This window comes from Bradyrhizobium sp. ISRA442 (assembly GCF_038085055.1).
Classification (GTDB): Bacteria; Pseudomonadota; Alphaproteobacteria; order Rhizobiales; family Xanthobacteraceae; genus Bradyrhizobium.
In genome coordinates this window covers 271,400-294,610 of sequence record NZ_JALGCN010000006.1, presented here as the reverse complement: position 1 = coordinate 294,610, position 23,211 = coordinate 271,400, and the positions used below count along the sequence as shown (strand labels likewise).

Genomic DNA, 23,211 nt, shown 5'->3' with positions numbered 1-23,211 from the left:
ACTCAAGTAGCTTCGTGGAGTGGATCGCCATTGACCCTAGCACTTAAGTCGCTCCCCCAGAGAGATGTGAGCCAAGTTCCAACGGGGCTTATTGTTGCTTCTCGGATTGCCGCGGGGCTCTTTCGGATTGAAGCTATTGTCTTGCGCGCTTTGGATAGCGCATCGATTTCCGTAGGCGCCACGGGTTGCAAAAAAGCCGCCGCGACCTGCGCATCGATGGGACCGGCCCGCAGGTTCTGACGTTCTGGCGCGCGACGCTGGATTTTGAGGCGATTGAAAACATATTGACTGCTGCCCTTGTGGCGCACGGTCATCTTGTGTCCGCACTCACCGCAATAGGTGATGCAGTGGAGCAAGGCTGCCCCGTTTCGCGGGATCCCGCAGCTCTTGATGTGTTGGTATTCTGCGCAATTGTCTCGCGGCATGGCCTGGATCTTCTCGAAGGTCTCCCAATGGATATAGGCAGGATACTTGTCCCGCACCGCGATCCTCCAGTCCATTCCCGTATGTGGTGATTTTTGTGGAGGCGCTTCTGGTGTTCGGGATGGCTTCTGCCAAGTGCTTCCACAGGCAAAAGCCCCCGCATAGACCGAATCCTTCAGGATCACGATCACAACCGTATAGCGCGACAATCTGGGTGGGCACTGTCACCCTGATTGCCGCGCGGCACAGCCGAGACGGTGGCTGACGGCCAGCGCGAATCACTATGGCGATCAGAGGCAAAGCCAAGCTACGTTGAAGATTCGCATCACCTTCGCGGCGGTCCGCGCTTTCAAGAAATGTCTCGAAGAGCGGCGACAAGCGCCCCTGCACCTCAACTCAACATTGGGATACTTCGTGACCACGCCGGCGGCATCGCAGGCAAGGCCGGCGGGAAGTTGCAGGGCCAAGTCACGGCGTTTGGCTTTTGCCAAAAGCCCGGTGGTCCATCCGGCTCTTGATCATGTGCAATTCAAGTTCTGAGATCGTTCCCTTCAAGCCGAACAGAAGACGCCCGTTGGGCGTTCCAGGGTCATAAACGCCATCCGATCTGCGATCAAACAATAACGATGCCCACAAACATCGAGAAGCGGATAATCCGAACAATTGCGAGCCGGGCGTGTCACGTTCATCGATAGATTAGGACCGACCTCACCAAGAGCAACACGTGCAACGAGGTTCTTTAAATCCTTTCCTGTGGGCCGCGCCAGCACCGGTCTGCCCAAGACCGCTGTCAATCACATTGATATCTACCTCGCGCCATCCGAGCTTGTGAGCGCGCTGTGAGAGGGCCGTATTGAAGCTTCGGGCTTTCTTGATTGGTAATCATGGCGTCGATTGCCGCACATACACGACTCCGAGTGATCCGGTTTGACGAGTTCCGAGCCGCCCATCGCTTATCTCCAGCAGGACTTGACCGAGGTCTTCCGGGATCGCTTGCCGGACCGTTTCCGGCAAACTGCGCCAGATTTCTCGAGATTCCGATGGGCATGTGCCCCCCCTCTTCGGAACGCGATTAAGTCCTGCAGCGCGTCGAGGCTCAGCTTGGTCGGCGCGTCGCGAGACAAGCCGTTCCGCTCAAGATTCGTCCCCCCGAGCGGCAGAAGAAGCGTGAGACCGAATCGGTAAGTACACGTGAGGACTCCTTGCACTCTCCGCGAGTTGTCGTTTCCTTCCGATCGAGATCAAGCGCTAGCGCCGCCGGCTGTAAAGCGGATGACGGGGATCAACGACCTCGATCTCATTGCGGGCCGCTACCTCATCATGACCCTTATGGGCATCTCCCAATGCCCTCGCTAGAGTGCATTTGACTGCGCAACGCACGTGGCGGCCGGCTGATCGTTGTGATTTGAATCGATTGCACTATAAGCGGCTCGGGCAAAAACCGCGTCTTGTGATTTTCTGGTCGGCGCTGGACGCCAATGATTCTCGGCCCGACGAGGGGGACGCTGAAGGCGATGCTGCGGGCAAGGTCTGGGCTTCGCAACATGCTCTGTCCGCGCAAGGCCACCATCCATTATCTCTACGACTTCGACGACTGCTGGAGCATCGTCTGACCCCGACCCGACCATCCGCTCTCTCTCCTATCCTAGGTATGTCGCGGGGAGCGCGACGGTCCGCCCGAAGATGGCGGAGGCGCTCACGGCTTCAATGAGATGCATGCCGCGACCGCCGATCCTGAACAGCCCGGGGCCATGCCGAAATCAAGGAATGGCTTGACGGTTACGATCCCAGTGAGATCGACGAACTGCCGAACAATTACGCCCTTAGCTCTTGCCAGCCGGCGCGATCGCGCTTCTGACCGTGGGCGTCAATTTCGTCGTTGACTGGTTCCTTCACTTGACAAGCGGGCTGCGGGAATGAGCACCAGCGCACGCGTCATCGGCAGCGATCGCGCTCCGGCGGCGCGCGAGACACTTCTTGAGGTCAGGCGCCTCCGGGTCGAAGGGCAGAGCGACGATCGCTGGAGCGAGATTGTCAAGGGCATCAACCTGACGCTGCGCCGCGGCGAGGTGTTGGATCTGATCGGCGAGTCTGGCGCAAGTAAATCGACGATCGGACTCGCCGACGACGGCGCTCGACGTCACAACGCAGATCGAGGTGCTGGCGGCGATCAAGGACATCGTCCGCCAGTTCTATACCGCCGCGATCTACATTAGCCACGATCTCGCGGTCGTAGCGCAGATTGGGCGGCGGCGATCAAGGTGAGACGCGCTCTCATCCTGATTGTCGCGCCATAGCAGATGGCCGATCGCGTCATGGTCCTGCGCTATGGCGAGCTCGTCGAGGGGGCTCCGACCCGCGTTATGCTGTCGAACCCGCAGCAGGCTTACACCAAGTCTCTGTGGTCGGTCCGCTCGCTGCGCAAGGAGGAGGAGCCGCGGGCCGAGGAGAAGCTGCTTCGTGTCGACAGCGTCGATGCGCGGTACGGTCCGTTGAAGGTGCTGCACGGCGTCAGCCTCGGGGTGGCGCGCGGCCGGACCGTCGCGGTGGTCGGCGAATCGGGCTCAGGCAAATCAACGCTCGCGCGGGTCATCACCGGGCTGCTGCCGGCAGCCTCCGGGTCAGTCAGTTTTGATGGCGAGGTCCTGCCGACGCGGCTCAAAGATCGGCCGAAGGCGCTCTTGAAACGCATCCAGATGATCTATCAGATGTCGGACACCGCGCTCAATCCGCGGCGCAAGGTCCGCGACATTCTCGGCCGCCCGCTCGAGTTCCATCTCGGCCTGACCGGCGCCGCCAGGCACCGACGCATCGTCGATCTCCTGAAAATGATCGAACGCGACGAGCGCTTCCTTGAGCGCTTCCCAGCCGAGCTCTCTGGCGGCCAGAAGCAGCGCATCTGCATTGCCCGGGCACTCGCTGTCGACCCCGAGCTTATCATCTGCGACGAGATAACCTCGGCGCTCGACCAGCTCGTCGCCGAGGAGATCCTGAAGCTGCTGCTGCGCCTGCAGAAGGAGCTCGGCGTCTCCTATCTCTACATCACCCACGACCTTGCGACGGTAAAGGCGATCGCCGACGACATCGTGGTCATGCATCAGGGACGGGTGGTCGAGAGCGGCCGCAAATCCGAAGTGCTGACCCCGCCGCACCACGCCTACACCGAGCTGCTGCTCTCCTCGGTCCCGGAGTTGGATCCCGACTGGCTCGACGGCATCCTCGCGAAGCGGCCGGCGACCGATTAAGACGCTGGGCTCTGATCATCGTCGAGACTCGATCTTCATCGGCGCCGTGCGATTCCGCGGAATACGTCATATCCCCGCCCGGACCTCCGCCCCGCGTGTCGACCGACGAGGACCACAACTACCCCTGCGCACGTGCTGAGTGCGGGTCACCACGTTCGCCGGCAGTTGTGCCAGCGTCAAGTATGTCCAGCTAGGATCGCAAGTAATCGCGCGCCCGATCCGCGCTTGGGTCGGCCCATCAGGGGGGAGCTACGCGATGAAAGTTTCTGCTATCGATCGAGCGAATTCGCGCACTCGATTGGCTTCCATCGTCGCGGTCGGGGTGACTATTGGCCGTCTTTGGAGAAAAGTGACAACCAGCCGAATTATGTTGGACCGCTTGGAGCTGCACAGTTAAGCGGGCACATTATTGGTCCGCAGGGCGCCCTGATAGATTGCGGCCAGTGCACGATGTCTCAAGGTCACAATGGTAGATCGCGCGGCCTCACGCTTCGCAGATGATCGTCGCCAACGGCTGCGTTTTGCAGGTCGGTGCGGAGTTGCGGTTGAGCTCGCCGAAGGCTTCAGCTCACACCAAGCCGCTGTCGTCCTCCTCAGCAGCTTGCTTTCGATTGCCTAAGCCGGCTCATTTGGTATTCAACGATTGAAGATTACTGTCCCACCGCGGCCGACCCTCCAGACATAATTTCAACGACAGTGCGGCCGGACTCATCTTCGTTCGAGCGCGCCGACCCAAAGGGACGCTCCAGCATGCGCCGGACGCGAACAGGCTCAGGACCGATGTGGAAGGCCTCTGCCTGACGGTCGAGCGCGCGCTCTGACTGCGTCGCGCGATTGCGCTGGCGCAAATAGTCTAGCCAGGTCGGGCAATGGTAGCGCTCGGTCCACAGCTCGGGCTCGGCGATGTCGCGCGCAATAGACCAGCCATATGCTCCGTTTCGCTGGCGGTACAGCTGAACATCTTGCATAACGCCATGGAAGGCCCGCGCATTCTCAGCCGCTACGCGATATTCAATCTCCACCACTAGCGGCCCGCTGCGGTTGCCAAGCGGGAGCCTCACCTCGGGGGCGGCCAGGACTTCGGGATCAACGTCGCTTGCGTTGATTCGTGGCACAGGCAGCCACAGCCCGAGCAGCGGGAGGAGCAGCATCAGCCCCGCAGAGACGAGCAGCGCCGACTGGACACCGGCGGCATCGGTAAGACGGCCCCAGCCCCAGCTACCAATGGCAACACCGCCGGAAAACGCGACCTGCCAGGCTGCAAGCGACCGGCCCGCAACCCAACGCGGCGCCGAAAGCTGCACGCCAATATTGAACAGCGTCCACACTATCGTCCACACCGCGCCCGTTAGGACCAGTGCAGCAAATGTCACGACGGGTGCGCGGCTGAGCGCAACCGCCGCAATCGCGCCACTCATTGACAGAGTACAAGCACGCACCGCGGCCTCGCCGCTCATGCGCTTGCGCATCTCGCCTATACCGAGCGCACCAATAACAGCGCCAAGCCCAATAGCCCCGAGCAAGACTCCGTAAGTTTGCACCCCGCCATTTAGCAGGTCGCGAGCAACCAGCGGCAATAGCGCCGTCACCGATCCGCCGATCACGCCGGTTGCCATGGTGCGGGTCAACACGATCTTGATGGATGGCGAATTAGTAATGTACCGAATGCCCGAAATGATGGCACGGCTCAGCTGTTCGGGCGGCAACTGCGAGGGCGCAGCCACACGCTTCCAGAAGAACAGCGCCAGAACCAGCGGTAGATATAAAAGCGCGTTAAGTGCAAAGGCCGTAACAGTGCCTGCCGTCGCAACCACAATGCCGCCGATCGCGGGCCCGAAGCTGCGCGCGATGTTGAAGCTGATTCCATTCAGCGCCACCGCTGCCGTCAATTCCTCGGCAGGCACTTGCTCGCTCACGGACGACTGCCAGGCCGGGCTCATTAATGCGAGGCCGCTGCCAACCAAGAAACAGAACACCAGCAACAGATTCGGTGTAATAAGGCCTAACCCATCTAGCGCAGTCAGCACGGCCGCGCCACAAAGCGCAATCGTGAGCGCAACAAGCGCAACGATGCGCCGATCGTACATGTCGGCAATCGCACCGGCCGGTATCGCGATAAACATCGTCGGTAGCATCAAAGCCGTCTGCACCAGCGCAACCTTATCAGCCGACGACGTCATCTCCGTCATTGCCCAGGCCGCGCCAACGCCCTGGATCAAATACCCCAAATTGGAGAATAAACTCGCCAGCCAAATGCGCCGAAAAAACGAATGGCGTAGCGGCACTGTGATGCCGTCCGCGCTGAACCTCTGGCCTTTCAACGGATTGATCATCCTAGCCGCCGCGTCGGCTCGGTCGATTTGATTCTGGATGCGATCAGCAGTGTTTCGGGAAGGTGGGGAGCCAATAACCGGACAACCGCGCTTCCCGGACGGCCCTTTGCGCAATCCGAGCGCAGCCCCCTTGCGCGCCTTAACGTCTTCATCGTGTCTCTCAGTTTTGTGATACAGACGATCTCGTGCAGCGAACGCCGCCTTAATCGCAGCCTGTTGAGCTTCCGATGTGTCATTTGAACTTCTAACTTCCTCTACTTTCCGTGGTCGCATCAAACTGGCTGGTTCAGGCAACCGGTTCAGCAAGTCTGTTGGAAAATGCAGCTCTGATGGATAACATCGCAAATTTACTGACCGCTCTTCACCGTAGCCTTCGCAATATCAGACGCGCTCACATCCAATCAGTGGCGTCAGAGCTGTGAGACAGGTTGACGTCATCGTTTGCATGAATGATGTTGTAGCGGGCACGAGCAAATCCGAAGCGCTCGAGCGCTCTGTTGGCGATGACCCCGTTCATGTTCATATTGGTGGGGCGCCGGCGGCGCCTTGAAAGACATTGATGGGAAACTCAGCCGCCAATTTTCCAGCAATGACGGCGTTGCAAGCCGCACCAATTGCGCCAGCTTCGTCAGCTGCAATGTCGCCAAGTATCTCGTTAGCCGGCACAACCGCCTTCTTAAAGTATCGCCAGGGCGTGAATAAGGTACGAGAGTGCTCAATTGAAATTCCGGAGATCGTGAAAGTTCCGATCGCACGTACAGTCTGAGCGCCGTAGTAAGCCTCGTTCGGGACGTCCACTTCTCCTAAACTGTCGACCTCGCGGCGGGTTTTGCCCATTCTTGTTCTCTAATTTGCGCAGTCGCTACGGCGCGCTCTGCCTGCAATTGCAGCCATTGTGACCTTTATTCTGAGATGGCATCATCGGGTTTCACAACCGCTTAAGTCGTACTCGCCCGCGATGGACGATCACGACTACTTCGCGAATAAGCGAGCTCGGAAATTGAAGCGGCACGATATTCGTGGATATTAATCTCCTGGAACACCCGCCAGAGAATGAGTCGTCTCAGCTCAAGTGATCACAAGCTATAAACTAGACGAAGCACAGTGCGGATTTCTTGCATTCTATGCAAGGGAGCGATGAAAAGCCGCGTAGCGGTGAGACATCGGCTTCACTCCTCGGACGGTGCCTCAATTGGAATCGCAAAGCCTGCTTTGACCCGGTCCATTACGACCATCGTCTTGAATCCCTTGATGTCCGAATTCTCATAGAAGAATCGTCGAGTAAACCGCTCGTAATCTTCCATGGTGCGCGCAGTGATGTAGAGGACGAAGTCAGCATCACCGGTGACGTAGAATCCATTCACAACTTCAGCTGACGCTTTGATGGCCTTCTTGAACCTATCGATTATGTCGGCACGCTCCCGCTCCAGGTTCACGAGCACAAGCATTTGTATTGGTCTTCCTACCGCCTTAGCCGAAACGATCGAGACATCGGCTTCAATGATACCTTCCGATCGGAGTCTCTTCAGCCGGCGCTGACATGCGGTAGCAGAAAGCCCGGCCATTTCGCCGATCAACTCCGAAGTTAAGCGATTGTTCTTTTGTACGATCTCAAGGATGCGGGCGTCTGTTCGGTCGTATTCCATCGTTGGGCTCCGGTGAATTTCGCCGCAAAATGCCAGCACAAGGCAGGAAACCGTCCGCGCGATACTGGAATGCGACGCAAATCCTTTTGCGACATTAGTATCCTGAACAATAAGAAGATTTCAACCAAGGGCGCCGGGACTTTCAAATGGTCGCATAAGCTGGTCGTCAACCCAGGACTCAGCACTTCTCCGGACTTGCTGCGAGGCAGCTAAAAACTGTGCGTCGCCGCGAATTTTGTGCTCGAGGCCGCACTGATCGATAGTCGCTGGCCGGCGGGCTCGTAATTGGAGGCTTCGGCCGATCCGGGGAAAGGATCGCCAATGTCGCTCGCGGCGGCGCGGTGGACATGGAGGCGGCGATCGCTGCGGCCAACTGGCGAGACCTATTGCCGGCAAATCGCAGGGCGAATGCTTAAGTCTTAGAAGTCGCTGATGCGCGACCATTCTGAAAAACTTGCCATCCTGGTCACGAGCGAGCAAGGCAAGCCACTCGCAGGAGCGCCTGCTTGGAGGTAGTGTCCTGCATTGTTTAGGGCCGATCACGCCGCGATGGCCGTCTTCATCGCGTTCTTCCGCAGGCCATCTTCATGCTTTACGAAGCTGCGAGTGCCGCACGATGGACTTTAGTTTTGGTTGCTGAGTGCGTCGCAATCGCTAAAGGAGGTCAGAGCATCGCAATCGCGCGGGTGCAGAAAAGGAGCGCGAGCCTCCACTCGAGGACGAGCACTAGGCACTCAAGTACAAGCCATTGTCGATGAGGTAGAGCAGGCGCTGCTGAAAGTCTCTTTGAGCTAGACGGCAGCGGATCAGTAAGGTGATCCAGACGCACCAGTGTCCGCTGGATCAGAAAGATTTGTGCAAGGTCAATGCAATTCGATAATCTCGAACTTTCTTATAGTCCGGTAACGAAATTGGCAACAAAACAGCCGAGGTCAAACGCATTATTGATATGACACATCCTACTCACCGCTACATTTTTTTCGCTATGTCTCGGTGCTGACCTTCTTTCGCAGCATATTCGGACGTCGCCCAAGGCGTTACCGATGCGTAAGCTCAGCATGGGATCGTACCTCACCAAATTCCCATGCTTAGCTTTTGGGACGCCAATCGGCTATTCTTGGCAATCGAAGTTAGGCGTTTGTTGAGATAGTCAAGCGACTCCTCATCCAACCCGCCAAATATAGTCGAGTTGAGGGATTGTCGCTTGTTCGACAACCCCGTGATTTCCGCCCGCGCCCTTTGAGTGAGCGACATCTGTAGGAACCTGGCATCATCAGGCGATGTTACGCGGGCCAGGAGATCCATTGCCTCCAACTTTTTCGTTTGGTTGGTAACGAAGGCTGGATGGATTCGCAGTTTGTTCGCAACTGCAATTCCCGAGACCCCGCGACCTTCGTCGAGCTCGTCGACGGCCATTAGGATCAACCACTGTGGTTCGGTTATCCCTAACATCTCGGCCCAACTCTTGTGTATTGCCTCGAGTTGGGAATGGATCTCGACGACGTTCCAGATGAAGTCCCGAGCGGCTCTATCGAGATGCTCTTGTTCGGCCATGTTCTTCCTCCCGCCAAAACAGGATCCACAAAGATTCCCGTAGACCGGAACACCTATCCGTATCGGGCGGCCCAACAAAGGGACGAATGGGCATGGCGGTCATGTAAAAAAATAATTGACAGATATAATTGATTTGAGCTATTAGTCCCGTCCAGATCGTTTGAACTTTCTTCTACGATCATGCGAAAACCTCCAAATGGAACCTCCGGGATGCCCCCCAGAGGTTCTTTTTCGTTTAGCGCGAAGGATCCCATGCTCTACTGTTGCCAAAAAACGTCGCCTGGGCGGCAAACGTAACTTGCTGAAAATAATTAATTGAAGCAATTGTAGTATTCAAGTAGATGTTGCCTTCGACGCGAGGGGGCCCTCGAGGTCGTTCCGTCAGATGCCCCGCCCCTGGGGTGAGGCTGTTGAGGCGGATCTAGGACGGAAACGACATTTCCAACTTGGAGGTTCATGGATGAAACTAACGAAGACTCTTATCCTCGGTTCTGCAGCAATGCTTGCGAGCGCCGGGGCAAAAGCGGCCGATCTTCCCCTGAAGGCCAAGCCGGTCGAGTACGTGAAGATTTGCTCGTTGTATGGGGCCGGCTTTTATTACATTCCGGGCACTGACACGTGCATCAAATTGGGCGGCTACCTGCGCGCAGAAGTCACGCTCAATACCAGCGTCCATTATGACGTAGCCAGTAGCGGCGTGCCTGGCGCTCGCAACCGCTTGACTGACTACTACAGCGCGCGCAGTCGCGAATACCTCTCAATCGATACGCGCACTGCGACCGAGTACGGCGTGGTTCGCACCTTCTTCGGCTCGATCTTCACCTGGACGACCGGTACCTTTTCCGGCGCTGGTACGACTGCCGTGAATGGTTCGACGGCGTATACATCATCAATCGGTTCTGCACTTGGTGGTGGTTCGCTTGGTCTCATGGACGCCTTCATCCAGTTTGCTGGGTTCACTTTCGGCAAAGCGAACTCTCAGTTCAGCGCGCCCTGGTTCTCGTATCCGGGCAACAACCTCGAACTGCCCGGCGGTGGCGGCTATGAGCCCGTGAACCAGTTCACTTATACCGCCGACTTCGGTCAAGGCATCACGGCCTCGTTCTCGGCCCAGGATCAAGTCGTCAATTACACGACCAACATCTGGAACGTCAGCGGCGCGACCGCCGCTGGTCTCGCCGCCGGTGCGTACGGTGCCAACGACATTGGCGGCACGCGAGCTCCAGACCTCGTCGCGATGCTGCGTGTTGACCAGGCATGGGGCCTCTTCCAGGGTTCGGTTGCTGCGCACGACAACCATGCTGCCTATTATGGCGCGACCGAGGTCACCGGCCATCCAGGCGACAAGTGGGGTTGGGCTGGTCAGCTGGCATTGTCGATCAAGAACATCCCCACCGGGGCAGGTGATACTATCAACGTTCAAGGCGTGTATACCAACGGTGCAAGCCGCTACAACTTCCAGAGCTATCTATCGAGTACCTACGCAATGTATGGCGGCACCAACCTCGCTGGGGCTTATCAGAGCGTCGGCCTTGCTGGTATCTCCGACTCCGTGTTCGTCACGGGCTCCGGTCAAGAGTTGACCACGACCTACGGCTTCAACGGTGCCTACACCCACAACTGGGATCCGTATTGGAATACCGCGATCTACGGTGCTTGGGCAGCCGTACGCTACAACAACACGGCAAAGGGCTATGTTTGCGGCGCGGTCGTCGGAACCCTCGCACTGTCGAGCGGCCTTGCCGGGTGCAATCCGGACTTCAACTATGCTGTTGTTGGTACAATTACGCGCTGGACCCCGGTTAAGAACCTGACTTTCTCGGCTGAACTCAGCTACATGATGCTCGACCAAAAGTACGCCGGCGGAAGTACGGTGACCCTGCCGCAGCAGTCGGGTATCGCCAAGCCGGGTACCACATATGAGCTGAAGGACCAGAGCACCGTTGCGCTGCTGCTGCGCGCTCAGCGCAACTGGTAAGTCTCTCTCGAATTTAATGGAAGGAGAATAAAAGGAGCTCTGCATCTAAGTTGAACCTCCAAGAAGGCCTCCGGCATGCCCGTCGGAGGCCTTTCGATTTTTCGGAGGCATTTCCCGTGGGGCGTGTTTTATGGCGGCAAGTGATCTGCGAACACGAGCCAGCTCGTCATCGTCGGTCCGACCGGCACTGGCAGGTCCTGCCTAGCTTGCGCACTCGGCAACAAATCCTGCCGCGAAGGCTTTTCCGTGATCTACAACCGCATGCCCCGCTTGTTCGCTGATCTCGCCCAGGCGCGCGGCGAAGGCCGTCTCGCTCGCCTGATCGCCGCTGGAGCACGTCAACCTGCTCATCCCAGCGCCGTGATCTGCTCGACATCGTCGATGATCGCTATGACCGGGGGTCCTTGTTGATCGCAAGCAAGATCTCGGTGTCACAATGGCATGACGCGATTGCCGATCCCTGCTGGAACAACGGCAATGCGCAATTCTTGCGCGGCTATACGCGTGAGCTGCATTCGCTTGGCCACGAGGTCGTGGTGTTCGAGCGACGGCAGGAGTCGGTTGAACGCCATGCGTGAATCCTCGGATGCCACATTGGACCGCATCATTCACGACGTCCACGAAATCGAGCTCAAGGTCGACTGCATCGGCGGACCGACGATAGGACAAAAGCGTGACCACCGAGCGCGCTGTTGCGTCGCTTGTCGCGGGCCAGCCCGCGCCGCGCGCGAGGCGCTCTCATGGACCGGCGCAACGATCTCCAAATCATCCCGCCCTCTTGATCAGGAAGATCCATTCCAGCACACAACAACGCGTCAGTCGTGTTCGTCTCCGCAAGTGATCACCATCGAAACCCGTGATCGCGATCGACCGGAAACGCTGATCACTATTCCCATGCGCACTCACAGCGAGCTGCTGAGCAAGGTTTGTCCAATTCTCGGCCTAGCGGATTTGTCATTAATACTCAGTTTGTCTCACCAGGCTGCGACTGACCGACTTGCGATTAGCGCGGCGGCTCAATAGTCCGCCCTTCGAAGCAACGTCACGCCTCATTCTCGGTCGATAGAGGGGGAAGGCAGGGACATTAAAGGCGTCAGGCGAGCCGTGACTTCTCGCCGAGGCCAGAGAGTCGCTGGAGATTGCGAAGGATCGAACTCGGATGGAAGGGGCGTGCTTGTTACAAAGTGGTGCCTGCAGTATTGGCCTCGCCATCACTAGCAACCTTGCGAGTCAAGGCATGCGCGTTGTCGCGTCATATTAATGGCGGATCCACTGAAGTAGTTGCAAAAGAGCTCAGCAACCATCGCAGGGTGGTCGGAATCACTGTCGATGTGGGGGCTTCTGACTTGTCGAGATCGATAACAAGAGATGTGCGCTCGACCGCAAAGTGATGACAGGACTTTCTCAGACAGCACTCGGTGTCATGCTTTATGCACGAGGCCGGCCGTGCATAGAATAGCGTGCACGCGCCATGCGTCTCTCGAAGACGCTCCCAATAGATGATTTCAGCGGCGTATCCTGAGATTCAGCGCGGCTGAAAGTTCAAGGCGGTAGATATTCCGATATCGACTCAAGTGAAGGCGCGCGCTGTAGTCCAGCGCGAGGCCGACGTTGACGTCATCGTTCTGGCTGCTTCAGAGCTATCGCCGATTTAGTGACGGCCTGATCGGTTTGGCGACGGCGGTTGCAAGCTGAGGTGAGTTCGGCCTCGATGCTGGCGAAATCCGTTACGGTTGCGCGTCCGGTTGCAAGAACATGCTTTTGTTAGCGTTGGACGCGCCGTCTGCTGGCCTCCCAAGCCTGGATCGTGCTGCGGCTATTGCGACTACTGAAGTCATGAACGTCGTCGCCACACCGATCGAGCAGCGAGCTATTCTCGGCATTAAGAAGAGCAGCTAACCGCACTCAGAGTCCGCATGGATTGCGCCATGCTCGATGAAGAACTCTTCACAGGTCAAGCACGACATATGCGGCATAGACCCAGTGCTTCCATGTTCACGTCTGTTAGCCTGTAGGTGCAGGGTAGCAGATTAAATGGCTCGCCCCGTCATTAGTACGGGGGGCCTATCGCGGAACAAACAGTCTCCTGGTCGAGCGAGCCGGTCGTGCATCATAAAAGTGTCGCGAGGCGGCACGTTGACGACGCTCGCCCGATACTTGCAGTTCGAAGATGACTTAAATCCCTGCACACTGCCAATTCTGCGCAGGATTTCGGCTGCCTGACGAGAAAATCAGCGCGATTCAGCTCTAGGTGCCTGATAAACGCGTCCATGAAGGATAAAGCGACCAGCAGCTCAAGTCGCAGAATGAGGCTCGGGTGGGGAAACAATGCGTCATTTGGTTTATCGCAGGCGTCTCATGCAGCCCGGTCGCGATTGCGCGTTGACGATGCAGAAATCCGACAAGACACAACAGCAATATCCGGTAGTCCACAGTGCCGATTTAGGGGGCGAAGTGGCGGAACCGGAGAGGGGGCCTATGCCGGACGCAAGCACTGCCTTTGTCAGGTTTTCCGACGTCCAGAAGACCTATGATGGCGAAACGCTGGTTGTTAAGAATCTCAACCTGGACATCAGGCAGGGTGAGTTCTTGACCATGCTCGGGCCCTCCGGCTCCGGCAAGACCACGACGCTCATGATGCTCGCCGGTTTCGAGGTGCCCACCCACGGCCGGATTCTGCTTGAGGGCCGACCGATAGACAACATGCCCCCGCATAGACGCAATATCGGCATGGTGTTCCAAAACTACGCGCTATTCCCGCATATGACAGTAGAGGAGAACGTTGCCTTCCCGCTCAAAGTCCGCAAGCTCGGCAAAGCGGAGAGTGAGGCCAGGATCAAGCGCGCGCTCGACATGGTAAGGCTTGGCGACTATGGCAAGCGCCGGCCTGGTCAGCTATCCGGCGGTCAACAACAGCGCATCGCCCTTGCCCGTGCGCTCGTTTTTGATCCCAAGCTCGTATTGATGGACGAGCCGCTCGGCGCGCTGGACAAGCAGCTTCGCGAGCAGGTGCAGCTCGAGATCAAGCATATTCACGAAGACCTCGGCGTCACCGTGATCTATGTGACGCATGACCAAGGAGAGGCGCTGACAATGTCAGACCGGATAGCAGTGTTCAACGATGGTATCATCCAGCAGCTCGCCGCGCCGGTCGAGCTGTATGAGCGGCCGCAGAACGCCTTCGTTGCCCAGTTTATCGGCGAGAACAACCGCTTGTACGGGAGAGTCGTGTCGATGAATGGCGCGACCTGCAACGTAGAGGTTGCGGGCGCGGGGACCGCGCAGGCACTGGCGATCAATGTCAAATCGGTCGGTCAGTCCACCTTGCTGTCATTTCGGCCCGAGCGAGTGAGGCTAAACCCGACGCCGGGTTCGCTGCCCAATATCTTCAGTGCGCGGATTGTGGAGCTGATCTATCTGGGCGACCACGTGCGCATCCGGACTTCTGTTGCCGGCCAAGATGATCTGGTTGTCAAGCTTCCGAATTCCGAGGGCGTGGTGCAGCTGGAGCAAAACGCGGCGATCACTATCGGCTGGAAAATGGAAGATTGTCGGGCGCTCGACGCGACCTGACGATGACCGAGCCTTACTCGCGAACGGGATCAAGTTGGGCGTTTTAGTACAGCCGCTTCCATTTTGGAGCTGGCCTATTAAGGGGAGGAAGGTAATGAGGAAATACTCGATTATCGCCGGCGCTATGGCCATGACAGCCTTGCTGGGTGAATGGGCTAGCCCAGTAACGGCTGCTTTCGCCGGTGATCAGCTGACTGTCGTCAACTGGGGGGGGGCCGATCAGGAGGCGTCACGCGAGACATTCTACAAGCCCTTCTCGAAAGAAACCGGGATCAAAGTAACCGATGTTTCCTATAGCGGCGAGGCCGCTAAAATTCGGGCCATGGTCGAATCCAATGCCATAACCTGGGACGTGGTCAACGGGTGGACGAAATGGGCCAGCCAAATGTGCGCAGACGGCATGCTCGAGAAGATCGACTGGAATAAGCTCGGCCTCGATCGGTCCAAGTTCATCGATGGCGACAAGTTTGAGTGTGGGGTGCCGATGCACGCATCGGCGGCGGTTGTTGCCTATGACAGCGACAAGCTACCGAACGGTCCAACGACCATCGCCGATTTATTCGATTTGAAGAAATTCCCTGGCAAGCGCGGGCTATTCAAAGGTGCCAGATTCGCTCTCGAATGGGCGGTAATTGCCGACGGAGTACCCACAGCCGATGTCTATAAGTTGCTTGCCACGCCTGAGGGCGTCGATCGTGCCTTCAAGAAGCTCGACACGATAAAAAGGGATATCGTTTGGTGGACGATCGGCGCTCAGCCTCAGCAGCTTCTGGCGGGCGGCGACGTGGTTATGACCGCGGCCTATAACCCCCGCATCACCGCTGCGAACAAGGACTCTGGCAAGCATTTCCGGATAATGTGGGATGCCCAGTTGTGGAATGTAGGCAACATCTGGGTGATCCCTCGTGGCACTCCGCGGCTAGACGATGCTTACAAGTTCATTGCGTACGCGGCTTCGCCTGAGGTGGCGGCAAGGTTCACCAACTATTTGCCCGTGGGGCCCGCTAACAGGGGCGCGCTCAAGTATATCGATCCGGCTGTTCTCCCCGACCTACCGACTGCGGCCGACCACCTAACTCATGCGCTGCGCGTAAACGACAGCTTCTGGAGTGACCAGGGCGACGCGCTCGACCAGCGCTTTAACGCCTGGCTGGCGCAATAGGGAAGGCGGAGGCTAGGAGAGCTACGTCCTCCTAGCCTCAGCTCAAGTGAGAGAAAGGCAGAGGTGACGATGGCCACCCAAATCGCCCGCGGACCGGACAGCATCCCCCTGCGGCTCAAATTGCAGCGAACCGAGCGTCAGCGCAAGCTGAAGGCGTTCGCCCTCGTACTGCCGCTGCTAGTGTTTGTCCTGACCGCCTTCGTTCTGCCTATCGGGGGGATGCTTTCCAAGGCGATCTATGACGATACGCTATTGACGCTGATGCCGCGGACGACCGCGGCCCTTCAAGGGTGGAATGGCAACAGCCTGCCCGACGAAGCCGTATATGACGCCTTGGCGAACGATCTAAGGCAGGCTTGGGCGCAGAACACTGCACCGAAGATCGGCACCCGCATCAACTACGAACTGCCCGGCGCTCGAACTCAGCTGCTAACAAGCGCCCGCAAGGCGAGCACGCTTTCTGCCGGCCCTTACAAGGCGGAGTTGATCGCGATTGATCCGGTCCTCTGGGGACAGCCCGAAGTGTGGCACTTGCTGATGCGCGCCAACTCGCCCTACACAGCCGATTATTTGCTGCGCTCACTCGATTTTCAGTACGGTCCCCAGGGACAGATCGTCACTACACCGCCCCAAAATGCGATCTTCCGTGACGTGCTTCTGCGCACGTTCGGCATCAGCATCGGCGTGACAGCCGCGACCTTGCTCCTGGGCTTCCCATTTGCCTATTTGATGGCGAGTTTGCCGCAAACGACCAGCAATATACTGATCATTATAGTCATCTTGCCGGTCTGGACCTCGCCGCTGGTAAGTATCACTGGCTGGCTGGTGATGCTGCAACGGGATGGCATCCTCAATAATATACTAATGGCGCTGCACATCATATCGCAGCCGGCGCAACTCATCTTCAACCGGATCGGCACGGTGGCGGCCATGACCCATGTCCAGCTGTCCTTTACGCTGTTGCCCATATACAGCGTGATGAAGACGATCCCGCGTGACCATCTCCGCGCCGCCCGCTCGCTCGGCGCCGGACCGTTCTACGCATTCCGGAAGGTGTACTTTCCCCAGACGTTGCCGGGGATCGCCGCCGGCTGTCTGCTATCCTTCATTATGAGCTTGGGTTATTACCTCACGCCAGCGCTTGTCGGAGGTCCCACTGACCAGATGGTCTCTAGTTTCATCGCCCATTACATGAACGACGAACTTAACTGGGGCATGGCTTCAGCCCTCGGCGTCATTCTGTTAACTGCAACCTTGCTGCTTTACTACGTCTACACCAGGTTGGCCGGTGCCGATCGGACTAAGATGGGATAGAAAGATGGCCGCTCCCGCCAATGCTTCGCCAGGTGAGAGAGCCTGGTATTACCTGCACCGGCTGATCTGTGGGATGGTGCTGCTGTTCCTAATAGCGCCAATCGTCGCGATAATTCCGCTCTCGTTCAGTTCGGGGCGGCTATTCAGCTATCCGATTCCTGGGTTGTCCCTGCGCTGGTACGAGGAATTCTTGCTGACGGATCTTTGGCGCGACGCGCTGTACAATTCCGTCTTCATTGCGGTGTTGGTCACGCTGCTGTCGACTGCATTAGGCACCCTTGCCTCACTCGGGCTCAGTCGCTCGAACTTTCCTCTACGTGGGATAGTCATGAGTATATTGACCCTGCCCCTAATCGTCCCGATCGTGATCAAGGCGACTGGCGTTTATTTCTTCTACGCCAATATCGGATTGCTTAACACATATACTGGCCTGATCTTGGCGCATGCGATTCTGGCGTCGCCTTTCGTCGTCATCACCGTGACTGCGACTTTGACAGGTTTCGACCATTCGCTGACTCGCGCGGCTGCCGGACTCGGCGCACCTCCTATCACCGTTTTCTTCAAGATCATTCTACCGCTCATCCTGCCTGGCTTGATCTCTAGTGCGCTTTTTGCCTTTTTTATCTCCTTCAACGAGGTGGTAGTCGCGCTATTCATTGCCGGGCCCCAACAGCGCACCTTGCCGATGGTGATGTTTTCGGGTATCCGCGAGCAAATCAGCCCGACCATTACTGCCGCCTCCACGATCATGGTACTGATCGCCATCGCTCTACTAACGACGGTCGAGCTGCGGCGGCGGCACTCGGAGCGCCTGCGCGGCATCCGCAGCACCTAATTGCCCCTCGTATGGCGAATTCGATCGGATCTGGGGGACCCGCACTAGGTCGAGCCCATATCCGCAAGCTTGTAATTTATTGGCTTCCCAGCGGATGCCGGAAATGTGCTCACCGCCGTGGTGCAGGAATCTAAATTCAGGGAGCTTCGACCACTCGGTTAATGATCGGTGCAGGCGATGTGGACGAGCGGCAAGCCAGGCGAGCCGATTGTGTGCCAAGATTGATAACTAGTGAAGGCGTTCCTCGCCCCAAGGATTGATGGCGGCGACCGCCTATCTGTGATCGACACCACTTGCGTGAACGGGCGCCAGTATGGCCGCGACGTTTCGGCGGCGGTGATCATCGCGGTCGACCCCCTCCGTAACGGACATTGGCCCTTCCGAGGCCAAGACAGAGTTCTGGACGGCGTTCCTGCGCATGCCTCAACCCGCAGCGTGCTTGGCAGCAACGCTGTGATCTCGAATGCTCACGAAGGCGTCAAGGCGGCGCTTGCTAAAAACACGCTTTGGCGCCGCTGCCGGCGGGCCCCTACGTGCTCGCCGAGTGGCGTATCCGCCGCGTCAGCCTCGACTACCACGTCGAGGTGGAGAAGCATTACTACAGCGTTCCGCATCGCTTCGCGCGTGCCGAGGTCGAGGTGCGATTTACCACCCGCACCGTCGAGATCCTCCACAAGGGCGAGCGGATTGCCGCGCATCAGCGCATGAGCGGCAATCACAACCGGAGCACATGGCCTCCAGCCATCGCCGCTACGCCGGCTGGACCATCGTGCGCATCCGCCAGGACGCCGCCGCGATCGACCCGGCGACCAGCGCGTTGTGCGACCTCATTCTCGACGAGCGCTCGCACCTCGAGCAGGGGTTCCGCGCCTGTCTCGGCATCCTCAGGGTCGCCGCGTCCTACGGGCGCGAGCGCCTGGACGCGGCGGCCGCGCGGGCGAGCGACATCGGCGCGCGCACCTATGGCTCGGTCAACTCGATCCTCGCCAACAACTTCGTTCGGCGTCCTGCTCCCCAGCGTTCCGCGGACGACCTTCCGGTCCAGCATTCCAACATCCGCGGACATTAGGAGATGATCCCTTGCTCACTCGAGGCCACCGGCGAGGCCGCGAGCCTCGGTCACGCCGAATGGCTCGCGCTGCTGCTCCAACGCGAAGTCTCGCTGCGTCACGACAAGCGGCTTGCCATCCGAAAGCGTCACGCCAAGCTGCGCCAGCAGGCTTGTGTCGAGGACGTCGACTACCGCCCCCAGTGCGGTCTCGATCGCGCGCTATTCGCCAGCCTCGTCGAGGCCATCTCGGCGCTCTGCATTCTCCGTTGGTGAATCTTCTAGATGACGATGCTTAATCGCCTTTGGTGACGGCGACATTCGTGTTGTCGCGACACGGGCACCGATTCAGACGGCGAGCCTGCGTGTAAGTGAAGCTCGAAGCTCCGAACATGCGCAGCATGATTACGGAGCTTGCGCGCCAGCGCCATCTGCCGGCGCGCCTGGCGATCCGCATCGCGCAGCTCTTCAGCTGCGCACAGCCCTTGACCATCTAGGTTAAGATGGCAGGGCCTTATAGAGCGCCTCGCGTTGGGAAGAATCGCCGTTCTTGCTGATGCGCCCGGAGTAGTCGGCGACTGGTGCTTCTTCTACGTGAGCCCAAAGAGCAGTCCCTCCGCGTCGACAAGGTAATCGGGAGTCGTCGATGGCGCTGGCGCGCTGGGTGCACGTCATCGAGATGGCGGTCGGTGGCCTATGTTGTGCGCATCGTTGTGAGTAGCAAGGCCTTTATCGGCTCGTCCCCGAGCCAAACGGTTGTGACGATTGGTTGTGGTTGATTGTCGTTGGCGTTAGCACGAAATCTGCGCATTGGGCCTCAGTAAGCAGAAATTCGGTGAGAACAAGCGCCAGATTGAGAAATTTCGGCCTCATGGCTGCCCGATAATATTTGTGTGACCGCACGGTGTCGGTCCGCCGCAGGGAGGGGCGAACGGATGTTGTGCGCTGCTTGGCCTCATACGTCGGGAAATTTCGCGTCCATACGCCTACGCGCCGCGGCCTTCTTAGATAGCCTCGAAGATGCACGTGAGTCCAACAGTGAGCAGGAGTGGGCCGCGCAATGGGCTAATATCGGCGATGCTCATTGCGTTCTTGTTGACGTACATCTCAAAAAGCGGGACCTCGCTGCGGCTGCCGACGCGTGGCTTTGTGCGCTAACTGCGTTCGAAGTTGGTAGGCGGCTAGTTGACGAAGATCATCCCCAAGGAGAGAAGATTCTGGCTAAGATCTATGTCAGTATTCAGAGGTTCGCGCTTTCTTTGGGGCAGAAGGTCGAGCAGGTACGAATTTCGTGCGATGATCTACCAGAAATTTCTGCCTATTATTTGTCGCAGGGGGGAGCGGACTTGGCTGCCCCGGCAGTCATATGCATTAGCAGGGAAGGGGAAGCACGGGCCGCGTTGCTTGGAAGGCTGTTGCCCGCAGTAAGTGGTCGGGCCATGTCAATTCTGGTTGTTTCTCATGACGACGTTTCAAATCACTGGCGCGGCCGGTCGGAAATCTCATTGTCATGCTGTTTGGATTACTTGGCCGGCCGAGCCGGCGTCGATGCCTCTCGGATTGGTATCTATGGAGAGGGGTTGTCGGCCGCTCTCGCCACTGATTACGCTGTGTTCGATCGCCGCATTGCCGCGGCCGTTTGCGACGGCGGTCTTTGGAATTGGGTGTGCACGTTGGGATCGGGTTGGCCGACGCGCGCTCTCGACAATGAGAGCGAAATCTCAGCTCGCCGCTCGCGATTAGCTCGACAGTTGAGATGCCCAGTTCTCGTCGTCGCCGGGGGACGGGGCACGGTCAGCGTGCCGGAGGCGATCAAATTACAAGCTGACTGCGTAGCGGCGCGAATTGATCTGGAAATAGCCATGCCGCGAACGGCGCCAACCCCCGTCAGAGACATTGAAAATTTCATTACTTCCGACGATCACATCCTCGGCTGGCTAGAACGTAAGCTCACAGCAAGTCAGCTTCGCGACTGCCGTCTGACAGGAGAGCATTAGCATTTAGCTCGCGCCAATGATGAATTCGATGGCGCTCACTCATCAGCAAAGGGAGCCAAGCGCATGTAACCGTCATCTGCCGCTGCAGCCAGCGTCGAACAGGGCTCGGTTCCGAGCTTCACGATCAGTACGGAGCCAATAATCCGCGGCGTTGTACTTGGATCTGAATTGCTTAAGGAGATCCCTGGTTCGTTGGCCGGTAGAGGGCCACTGTTCGAAAGCGCTCCCGAACACGCATCATTATCGCAAAAATAGTGCAGATGACGCATTAAGCGTTTGAACTCATACCCTTCTTTGGAGCTATCCATGACGCTCGTAAGTCGCCTGGTTATTGCCTTTAGTGCTGTAGTGACCGTCGGACTGATTGCAACTCTCGTAACCAGTCTCTCGCTTCGCTCGTTCAGTGCCGATGATGAGAACGTCGCGAACTCGCATGCAGCCGTCATAGCCATGTACGAAGCTCAAATAGCCTTAGTGCGGCAGGACGCACTTTTTGCTTCCTACGTCGCGACCGCAGAACGAAAGTACCGCGATGAGTTTGGCAAGCAAATTGTCAACTTCGATCGAGCCCTGGATCGGGTCCGAAGCGTCGTCGGAGGGCATGCGGAAACGAGTGAAAACATTGAAACCTTGGCTGGTCTGACAAAGCAATGGTTTGAAAGCGCCGACAAGAGCATGCATATCTTATCGGTGCTCGACGAAACACGGGACCTGAGGACGAAGATCGCTGATCAAACCGGACGCGTTGTTGCCAAGCTCGACGAGTCGATTGACAAAGCGTCAGCAGCAAAGGAACGGGCACTGTATACAGTGGAAATTGCTTCCCTGTCAGGCCCCGCGGCTGGGATCTTGGTATCCATCATTATGTGCATTTGGCTATTGGCTACGCTGCAGCAGCCAATGGGTGATCTTAGCCTTGTGGTGCGGAATTTCGCTGAAGGGTGCTTGGACGCACGTATTCCACATCTCGAACGTACCGACGAGATCGGAACGATCGCTTGCTCGCTAGAAGTGTTTCGTGATGCGTTGCTTGAGCGGGGAGCTCTCATGCAAGCTTCAGTGGCGGACAAATCGCGCATTGCAGATCAAGATCAAATGGTCGGTCATATGCGGACGTTCGAAACGAATATTCAGGGTGTGCTCGATCTCGTCAATGTTCAGATCGCTGCAATGGACGACATTTCGCAAGCGCTAACGGGAGTGGCAAGTGAGCTGACGAGTCGGGTCTCAAGCGCGGTGTCGGCGTCTCGCCAAACGAATTCGAATGTCAATGCCATCTCAGGTGCAGTGAATGAGTTGGCGGCCTCAATTTCGGCAATTGCTCAGCAGGGTCGAACCCTAAATGAGACGTTCAGCCAAGCTGAGCAGAGAACAAAAGAAGCGACGATTCGTGTCATGGATTTGACTTCTGCATCGAATAAGATCGGCGAAGTAATCACGCTTATTAGGAAAATTGCTGGGCAGACCAATCTTCTGGCCTTAAATGCCACAATCGAGGCTTCTCGCGCCGGCGACGCCGGTAAGGGATTTGCGGTCGTAGCGGCTGAGGTAAAGACACTGGCGAGCCAAACCGCAGAAGCCACGGATGAGATTGTCAGACACGTGGATGGGATACAGGCGTCCACAGCTGGCACAGCCGAGGTGATCGGAGAGATCGCGGATATCGTCGGCATCGTCAACAGGGTGGCTACCGAAATTGCTGCAGCTGTTCAGCAGTTAGACGCTACCACGATGGGCATCAGCAATTCGATGGAACAAGCCGCTAGTGGTACACATCGTGTGGAGTCGAACCTGTCCACTGTAGCGGGTGTCGCAGATCGTACGAGCCAGGCCGCCGCAGATGCCAAGAATGCGTCCTCCGATGTGGCTCTTCGTTCAGCTGAACTGCGCCGTGTCATTGGAGGGTTCCTGGAACAGGTTGCGGTTTAAGAGAATGTCTTCCGGCGCCGGAGGCCTGACGCGAACCCGACGGCTCAACAACACTTACGCGATAGTCGAGTAATTTTGAACAGAACTCTATCGAGTAAGTCGAGCCGCTTGATTCGAATTACACTGCCATCAATGCTGATGATGTGCGTGGCCTAAAAAAAATAAGCATCATCG

The 23,211-nt window shown here is 57.7% G+C and carries 19 protein-coding genes and 4 pseudogenes; 16 read left to right on the top strand and 7 right to left on the bottom strand.

Going from position 1 to position 23,211, the window contains the following annotated elements:
• Positions 1-2: 2 nt before the first annotated feature.
• A complete protein-coding gene (locus tag MTR72_RS15880) occupies positions 3-632 on the bottom strand; it encodes a recombinase family protein (RefSeq protein WP_341510558.1) in 630 nt (209 codons plus the stop codon).
• A gap of 1,269 nt (positions 633-1,901) precedes the next feature.
• Here MTR72_RS15880 and MTR72_RS15875 point away from each other — a divergent pair.
• Entirely contained in the window at positions 1,902-2,036 is a 135-nt protein-coding gene (locus tag MTR72_RS15875) for a hypothetical protein (protein WP_341510557.1), read from the top strand.
• A 214-nt stretch (positions 2,037-2,250) separates the two neighbouring features.
• Positions 2,251-2,343 (top strand): annotated as a pseudogene (locus MTR72_RS40435) (ABC transporter permease); the annotation flags it as partial.
• On the opposite strand, the gene MTR72_RS15870 reads toward MTR72_RS40435, so the two are convergent.
• Entirely contained in the window at positions 2,316-2,597 is a 282-nt protein-coding gene (locus tag MTR72_RS15870; RefSeq protein WP_341510556.1) for a hypothetical protein, read from the bottom strand. The pseudogene MTR72_RS40435 and the gene MTR72_RS15870 sit on opposite strands and share 28 nt — an antisense overlap.
• A gap of 384 nt (positions 2,598-2,981) precedes the next feature.
• Here MTR72_RS15870 and MTR72_RS15865 point away from each other — a divergent pair.
• A pseudogene (locus MTR72_RS15865) lies at positions 2,982-3,668 on the top strand (ABC transporter ATP-binding protein); the annotation flags it as partial.
• Positions 3,669-4,318: 650 nt separating this feature from the next.
• On the opposite strand, the gene MTR72_RS15860 reads toward MTR72_RS15865, so the two are convergent.
• The 4 genes from MTR72_RS15860 to MTR72_RS15845 form a co-directional block, all read right to left on the bottom strand.
• Positions 4,319-6,001, bottom strand: coding sequence for an MFS transporter (locus tag MTR72_RS15860; RefSeq protein WP_341510554.1), 1,683 nt, complete (start codon positions 5,999-6,001; stop codon positions 4,319-4,321).
• 519 nt (positions 6,002-6,520) lie between these two features.
• Entirely contained in the window at positions 6,521-6,838 is a 318-nt protein-coding gene (locus MTR72_RS15855; protein WP_341510553.1) for a hypothetical protein, read from the bottom strand.
• A 332-nt stretch (positions 6,839-7,170) separates the two neighbouring features.
• Positions 7,171-7,647: an Lrp/AsnC family transcriptional regulator gene (locus MTR72_RS15850; protein WP_341510552.1), complete on the bottom strand. Its 477-nt coding sequence runs from the start codon at positions 7,645-7,647 to the stop codon at positions 7,171-7,173.
• A 1,071-nt stretch (positions 7,648-8,718) separates the two neighbouring features.
• Positions 8,719-9,201 (bottom strand): MarR family winged helix-turn-helix transcriptional regulator, encoded by a 483-nt coding sequence (locus MTR72_RS15845; protein WP_341510551.1) that lies wholly within the window; start codon positions 9,199-9,201, stop codon positions 8,719-8,721.
• Between the two features lie 460 nt (positions 9,202-9,661).
• On the opposite strand from MTR72_RS15845, the gene MTR72_RS15840 reads away from it, so the two are divergent.
• The 12 genes and pseudogenes from MTR72_RS15840 (at position 9,662) to MTR72_RS15795 (ending at position 21,108) form a co-directional block, all read left to right on the top strand.
• Positions 9,662-11,179 (top strand): porin, encoded by a 1,518-nt coding sequence (locus MTR72_RS15840; RefSeq protein WP_341510550.1) that lies wholly within the window; start codon positions 9,662-9,664, stop codon positions 11,177-11,179.
• Positions 11,180-11,347: 168 nt separating this feature from the next.
• Positions 11,348-11,590, top strand: a complete 243-nt coding sequence (locus MTR72_RS40430) for an ATP-binding protein (RefSeq protein WP_445819598.1) — start codon at positions 11,348-11,350, stop codon at positions 11,588-11,590.
• Positions 11,587-11,757, top strand: a complete 171-nt coding sequence (locus MTR72_RS15835; RefSeq protein ID WP_341510549.1) for a hypothetical protein — start codon at positions 11,587-11,589, stop codon at positions 11,755-11,757. Before MTR72_RS40430 ends, MTR72_RS15835 begins: the two co-directional genes overlap by 4 nt.
• 16 nt (positions 11,758-11,773) lie before the next feature.
• Positions 11,774-12,202 (top strand): hypothetical protein, encoded by a 429-nt coding sequence (locus MTR72_RS15830; RefSeq protein ID WP_341510548.1) that lies wholly within the window; start codon positions 11,774-11,776, stop codon positions 12,200-12,202.
• A 1,455-nt stretch (positions 12,203-13,657) separates the two neighbouring features.
• Complete coding sequence (locus MTR72_RS15825) at positions 13,658-14,752, top strand: ABC transporter ATP-binding protein (RefSeq protein ID WP_341510643.1); 1,095 nt, start codon at positions 13,658-13,660, stop codon at positions 14,750-14,752.
• A gap of 94 nt (positions 14,753-14,846) precedes the next feature.
• Positions 14,847-15,914, top strand: a complete 1,068-nt coding sequence (locus tag MTR72_RS15820; RefSeq protein WP_445819588.1) for an ABC transporter substrate-binding protein — start codon at positions 14,847-14,849, stop codon at positions 15,912-15,914.
• Positions 15,915-15,983: 69 nt separating this feature from the next.
• Positions 15,984-17,228, top strand: coding sequence for an ABC transporter permease (locus tag MTR72_RS15815; protein ID WP_341510547.1), 1,245 nt, complete (start codon positions 15,984-15,986; stop codon positions 17,226-17,228).
• 4 nt (positions 17,229-17,232) lie between these two features.
• Positions 17,233-18,063, top strand: coding sequence for an ABC transporter permease (locus tag MTR72_RS15810; protein WP_341510546.1), 831 nt, complete (start codon positions 17,233-17,235; stop codon positions 18,061-18,063).
• A 533-nt stretch (positions 18,064-18,596) separates the two neighbouring features.
• Positions 18,597-18,734 (top strand): annotated as a pseudogene (locus tag MTR72_RS40425) (Mu transposase domain-containing protein); the annotation flags it as partial.
• A 59-nt stretch (positions 18,735-18,793) separates the two neighbouring features.
• Complete coding sequence (locus MTR72_RS40420; protein WP_445819601.1) at positions 18,794-19,132, top strand: hypothetical protein; 339 nt, start codon at positions 18,794-18,796, stop codon at positions 19,130-19,132.
• Between the two features lie 18 nt (positions 19,133-19,150).
• A pseudogene (locus MTR72_RS15800) lies at positions 19,151-19,351 on the top strand (ATP-binding protein); the annotation flags it as partial.
• A gap of 695 nt (positions 19,352-20,046) precedes the next feature.
• Positions 20,047-21,108 carry an alpha/beta hydrolase family protein gene (locus MTR72_RS15795; protein ID WP_341510545.1) on the top strand — a complete coding sequence of 354 codons (1,062 nt, stop codon included), beginning with the start codon at positions 20,047-20,049 and terminating at the stop codon, positions 21,106-21,108.
• A 35-nt stretch (positions 21,109-21,143) separates the two neighbouring features.
• On the opposite strand, the gene MTR72_RS15790 is transcribed toward MTR72_RS15795, so the two are convergent.
• Positions 21,144-21,416: a hypothetical protein gene (locus MTR72_RS15790; protein ID WP_341510544.1), complete on the bottom strand. Its 273-nt coding sequence runs from the start codon at positions 21,414-21,416 to the stop codon at positions 21,144-21,146.
• Between MTR72_RS15790 and MTR72_RS15785 the strand changes: the two genes are divergently transcribed.
• A complete protein-coding gene (locus tag MTR72_RS15785) occupies positions 21,415-23,037 on the top strand; it encodes a methyl-accepting chemotaxis protein (protein ID WP_341510543.1) in 1,623 nt (540 codons plus the stop codon). The two genes, MTR72_RS15790 and MTR72_RS15785, sit on opposite strands and share 2 nt — an antisense overlap.
• Positions 23,038-23,211: the final 174 nt, after the last annotated feature.

Excerpts from the sequence above, each read along its gene's own strand:
- MTR72_RS15875 (WP_341510557.1), top strand. The coding sequence starts at position 1,902 with ATGATTCTCGGCCCGACGAGGGGGACGCTGAAGGCGATGCTGCGGGCA.
- MTR72_RS15860 (WP_341510554.1), bottom strand. The coding sequence starts at position 6,001 with ATGATCAATCCGTTGAAAGGCCAGAGGTTCAGCGCGGACGGCATCACA.
- MTR72_RS15855 (WP_341510553.1), bottom strand. The coding sequence starts at position 6,838 with ATGGGCAAAACCCGCCGCGAGGTCGACAGTTTAGGAGAAGTGGACGTC.
- MTR72_RS15850 (WP_341510552.1), bottom strand. The coding sequence starts at position 7,647 with ATGGAATACGACCGAACAGACGCCCGCATCCTTGAGATCGTACAAAAG.
- MTR72_RS15845 (WP_341510551.1), bottom strand. The coding sequence starts at position 9,201 with ATGGCCGAACAAGAGCATCTCGATAGAGCCGCTCGGGACTTCATCTGG.
- MTR72_RS15840 (WP_341510550.1), top strand. The coding sequence starts at position 9,662 with ATGAAACTAACGAAGACTCTTATCCTCGGTTCTGCAGCAATGCTTGCG.
- MTR72_RS15825 (WP_341510643.1), top strand. The coding sequence starts at position 13,658 with ATGCCGGACGCAAGCACTGCCTTTGTCAGGTTTTCCGACGTCCAGAAG.
- MTR72_RS15820 (WP_445819588.1), top strand. The coding sequence starts at position 14,847 with ATGAGGAAATACTCGATTATCGCCGGCGCTATGGCCATGACAGCCTTG.
- MTR72_RS15815 (WP_341510547.1), top strand. The coding sequence starts at position 15,984 with ATGGCCACCCAAATCGCCCGCGGACCGGACAGCATCCCCCTGCGGCTC.
- MTR72_RS15810 (WP_341510546.1), top strand. The coding sequence starts at position 17,233 with ATGGCCGCTCCCGCCAATGCTTCGCCAGGTGAGAGAGCCTGGTATTAC.
- MTR72_RS40420 (WP_445819601.1), top strand. The coding sequence starts at position 18,794 with ATGGCCTCCAGCCATCGCCGCTACGCCGGCTGGACCATCGTGCGCATC.
- MTR72_RS15795 (WP_341510545.1), top strand. The coding sequence starts at position 20,047 with ATGTTGTGCGCTGCTTGGCCTCATACGTCGGGAAATTTCGCGTCCATA.
- MTR72_RS15785 (WP_341510543.1), top strand. The coding sequence starts at position 21,415 with ATGACGCTCGTAAGTCGCCTGGTTATTGCCTTTAGTGCTGTAGTGACC.
- MTR72_RS15790 (WP_341510544.1), bottom strand. The coding sequence starts at position 21,416 with ATGGATAGCTCCAAAGAAGGGTATGAGTTCAAACGCTTAATGCGTCAT.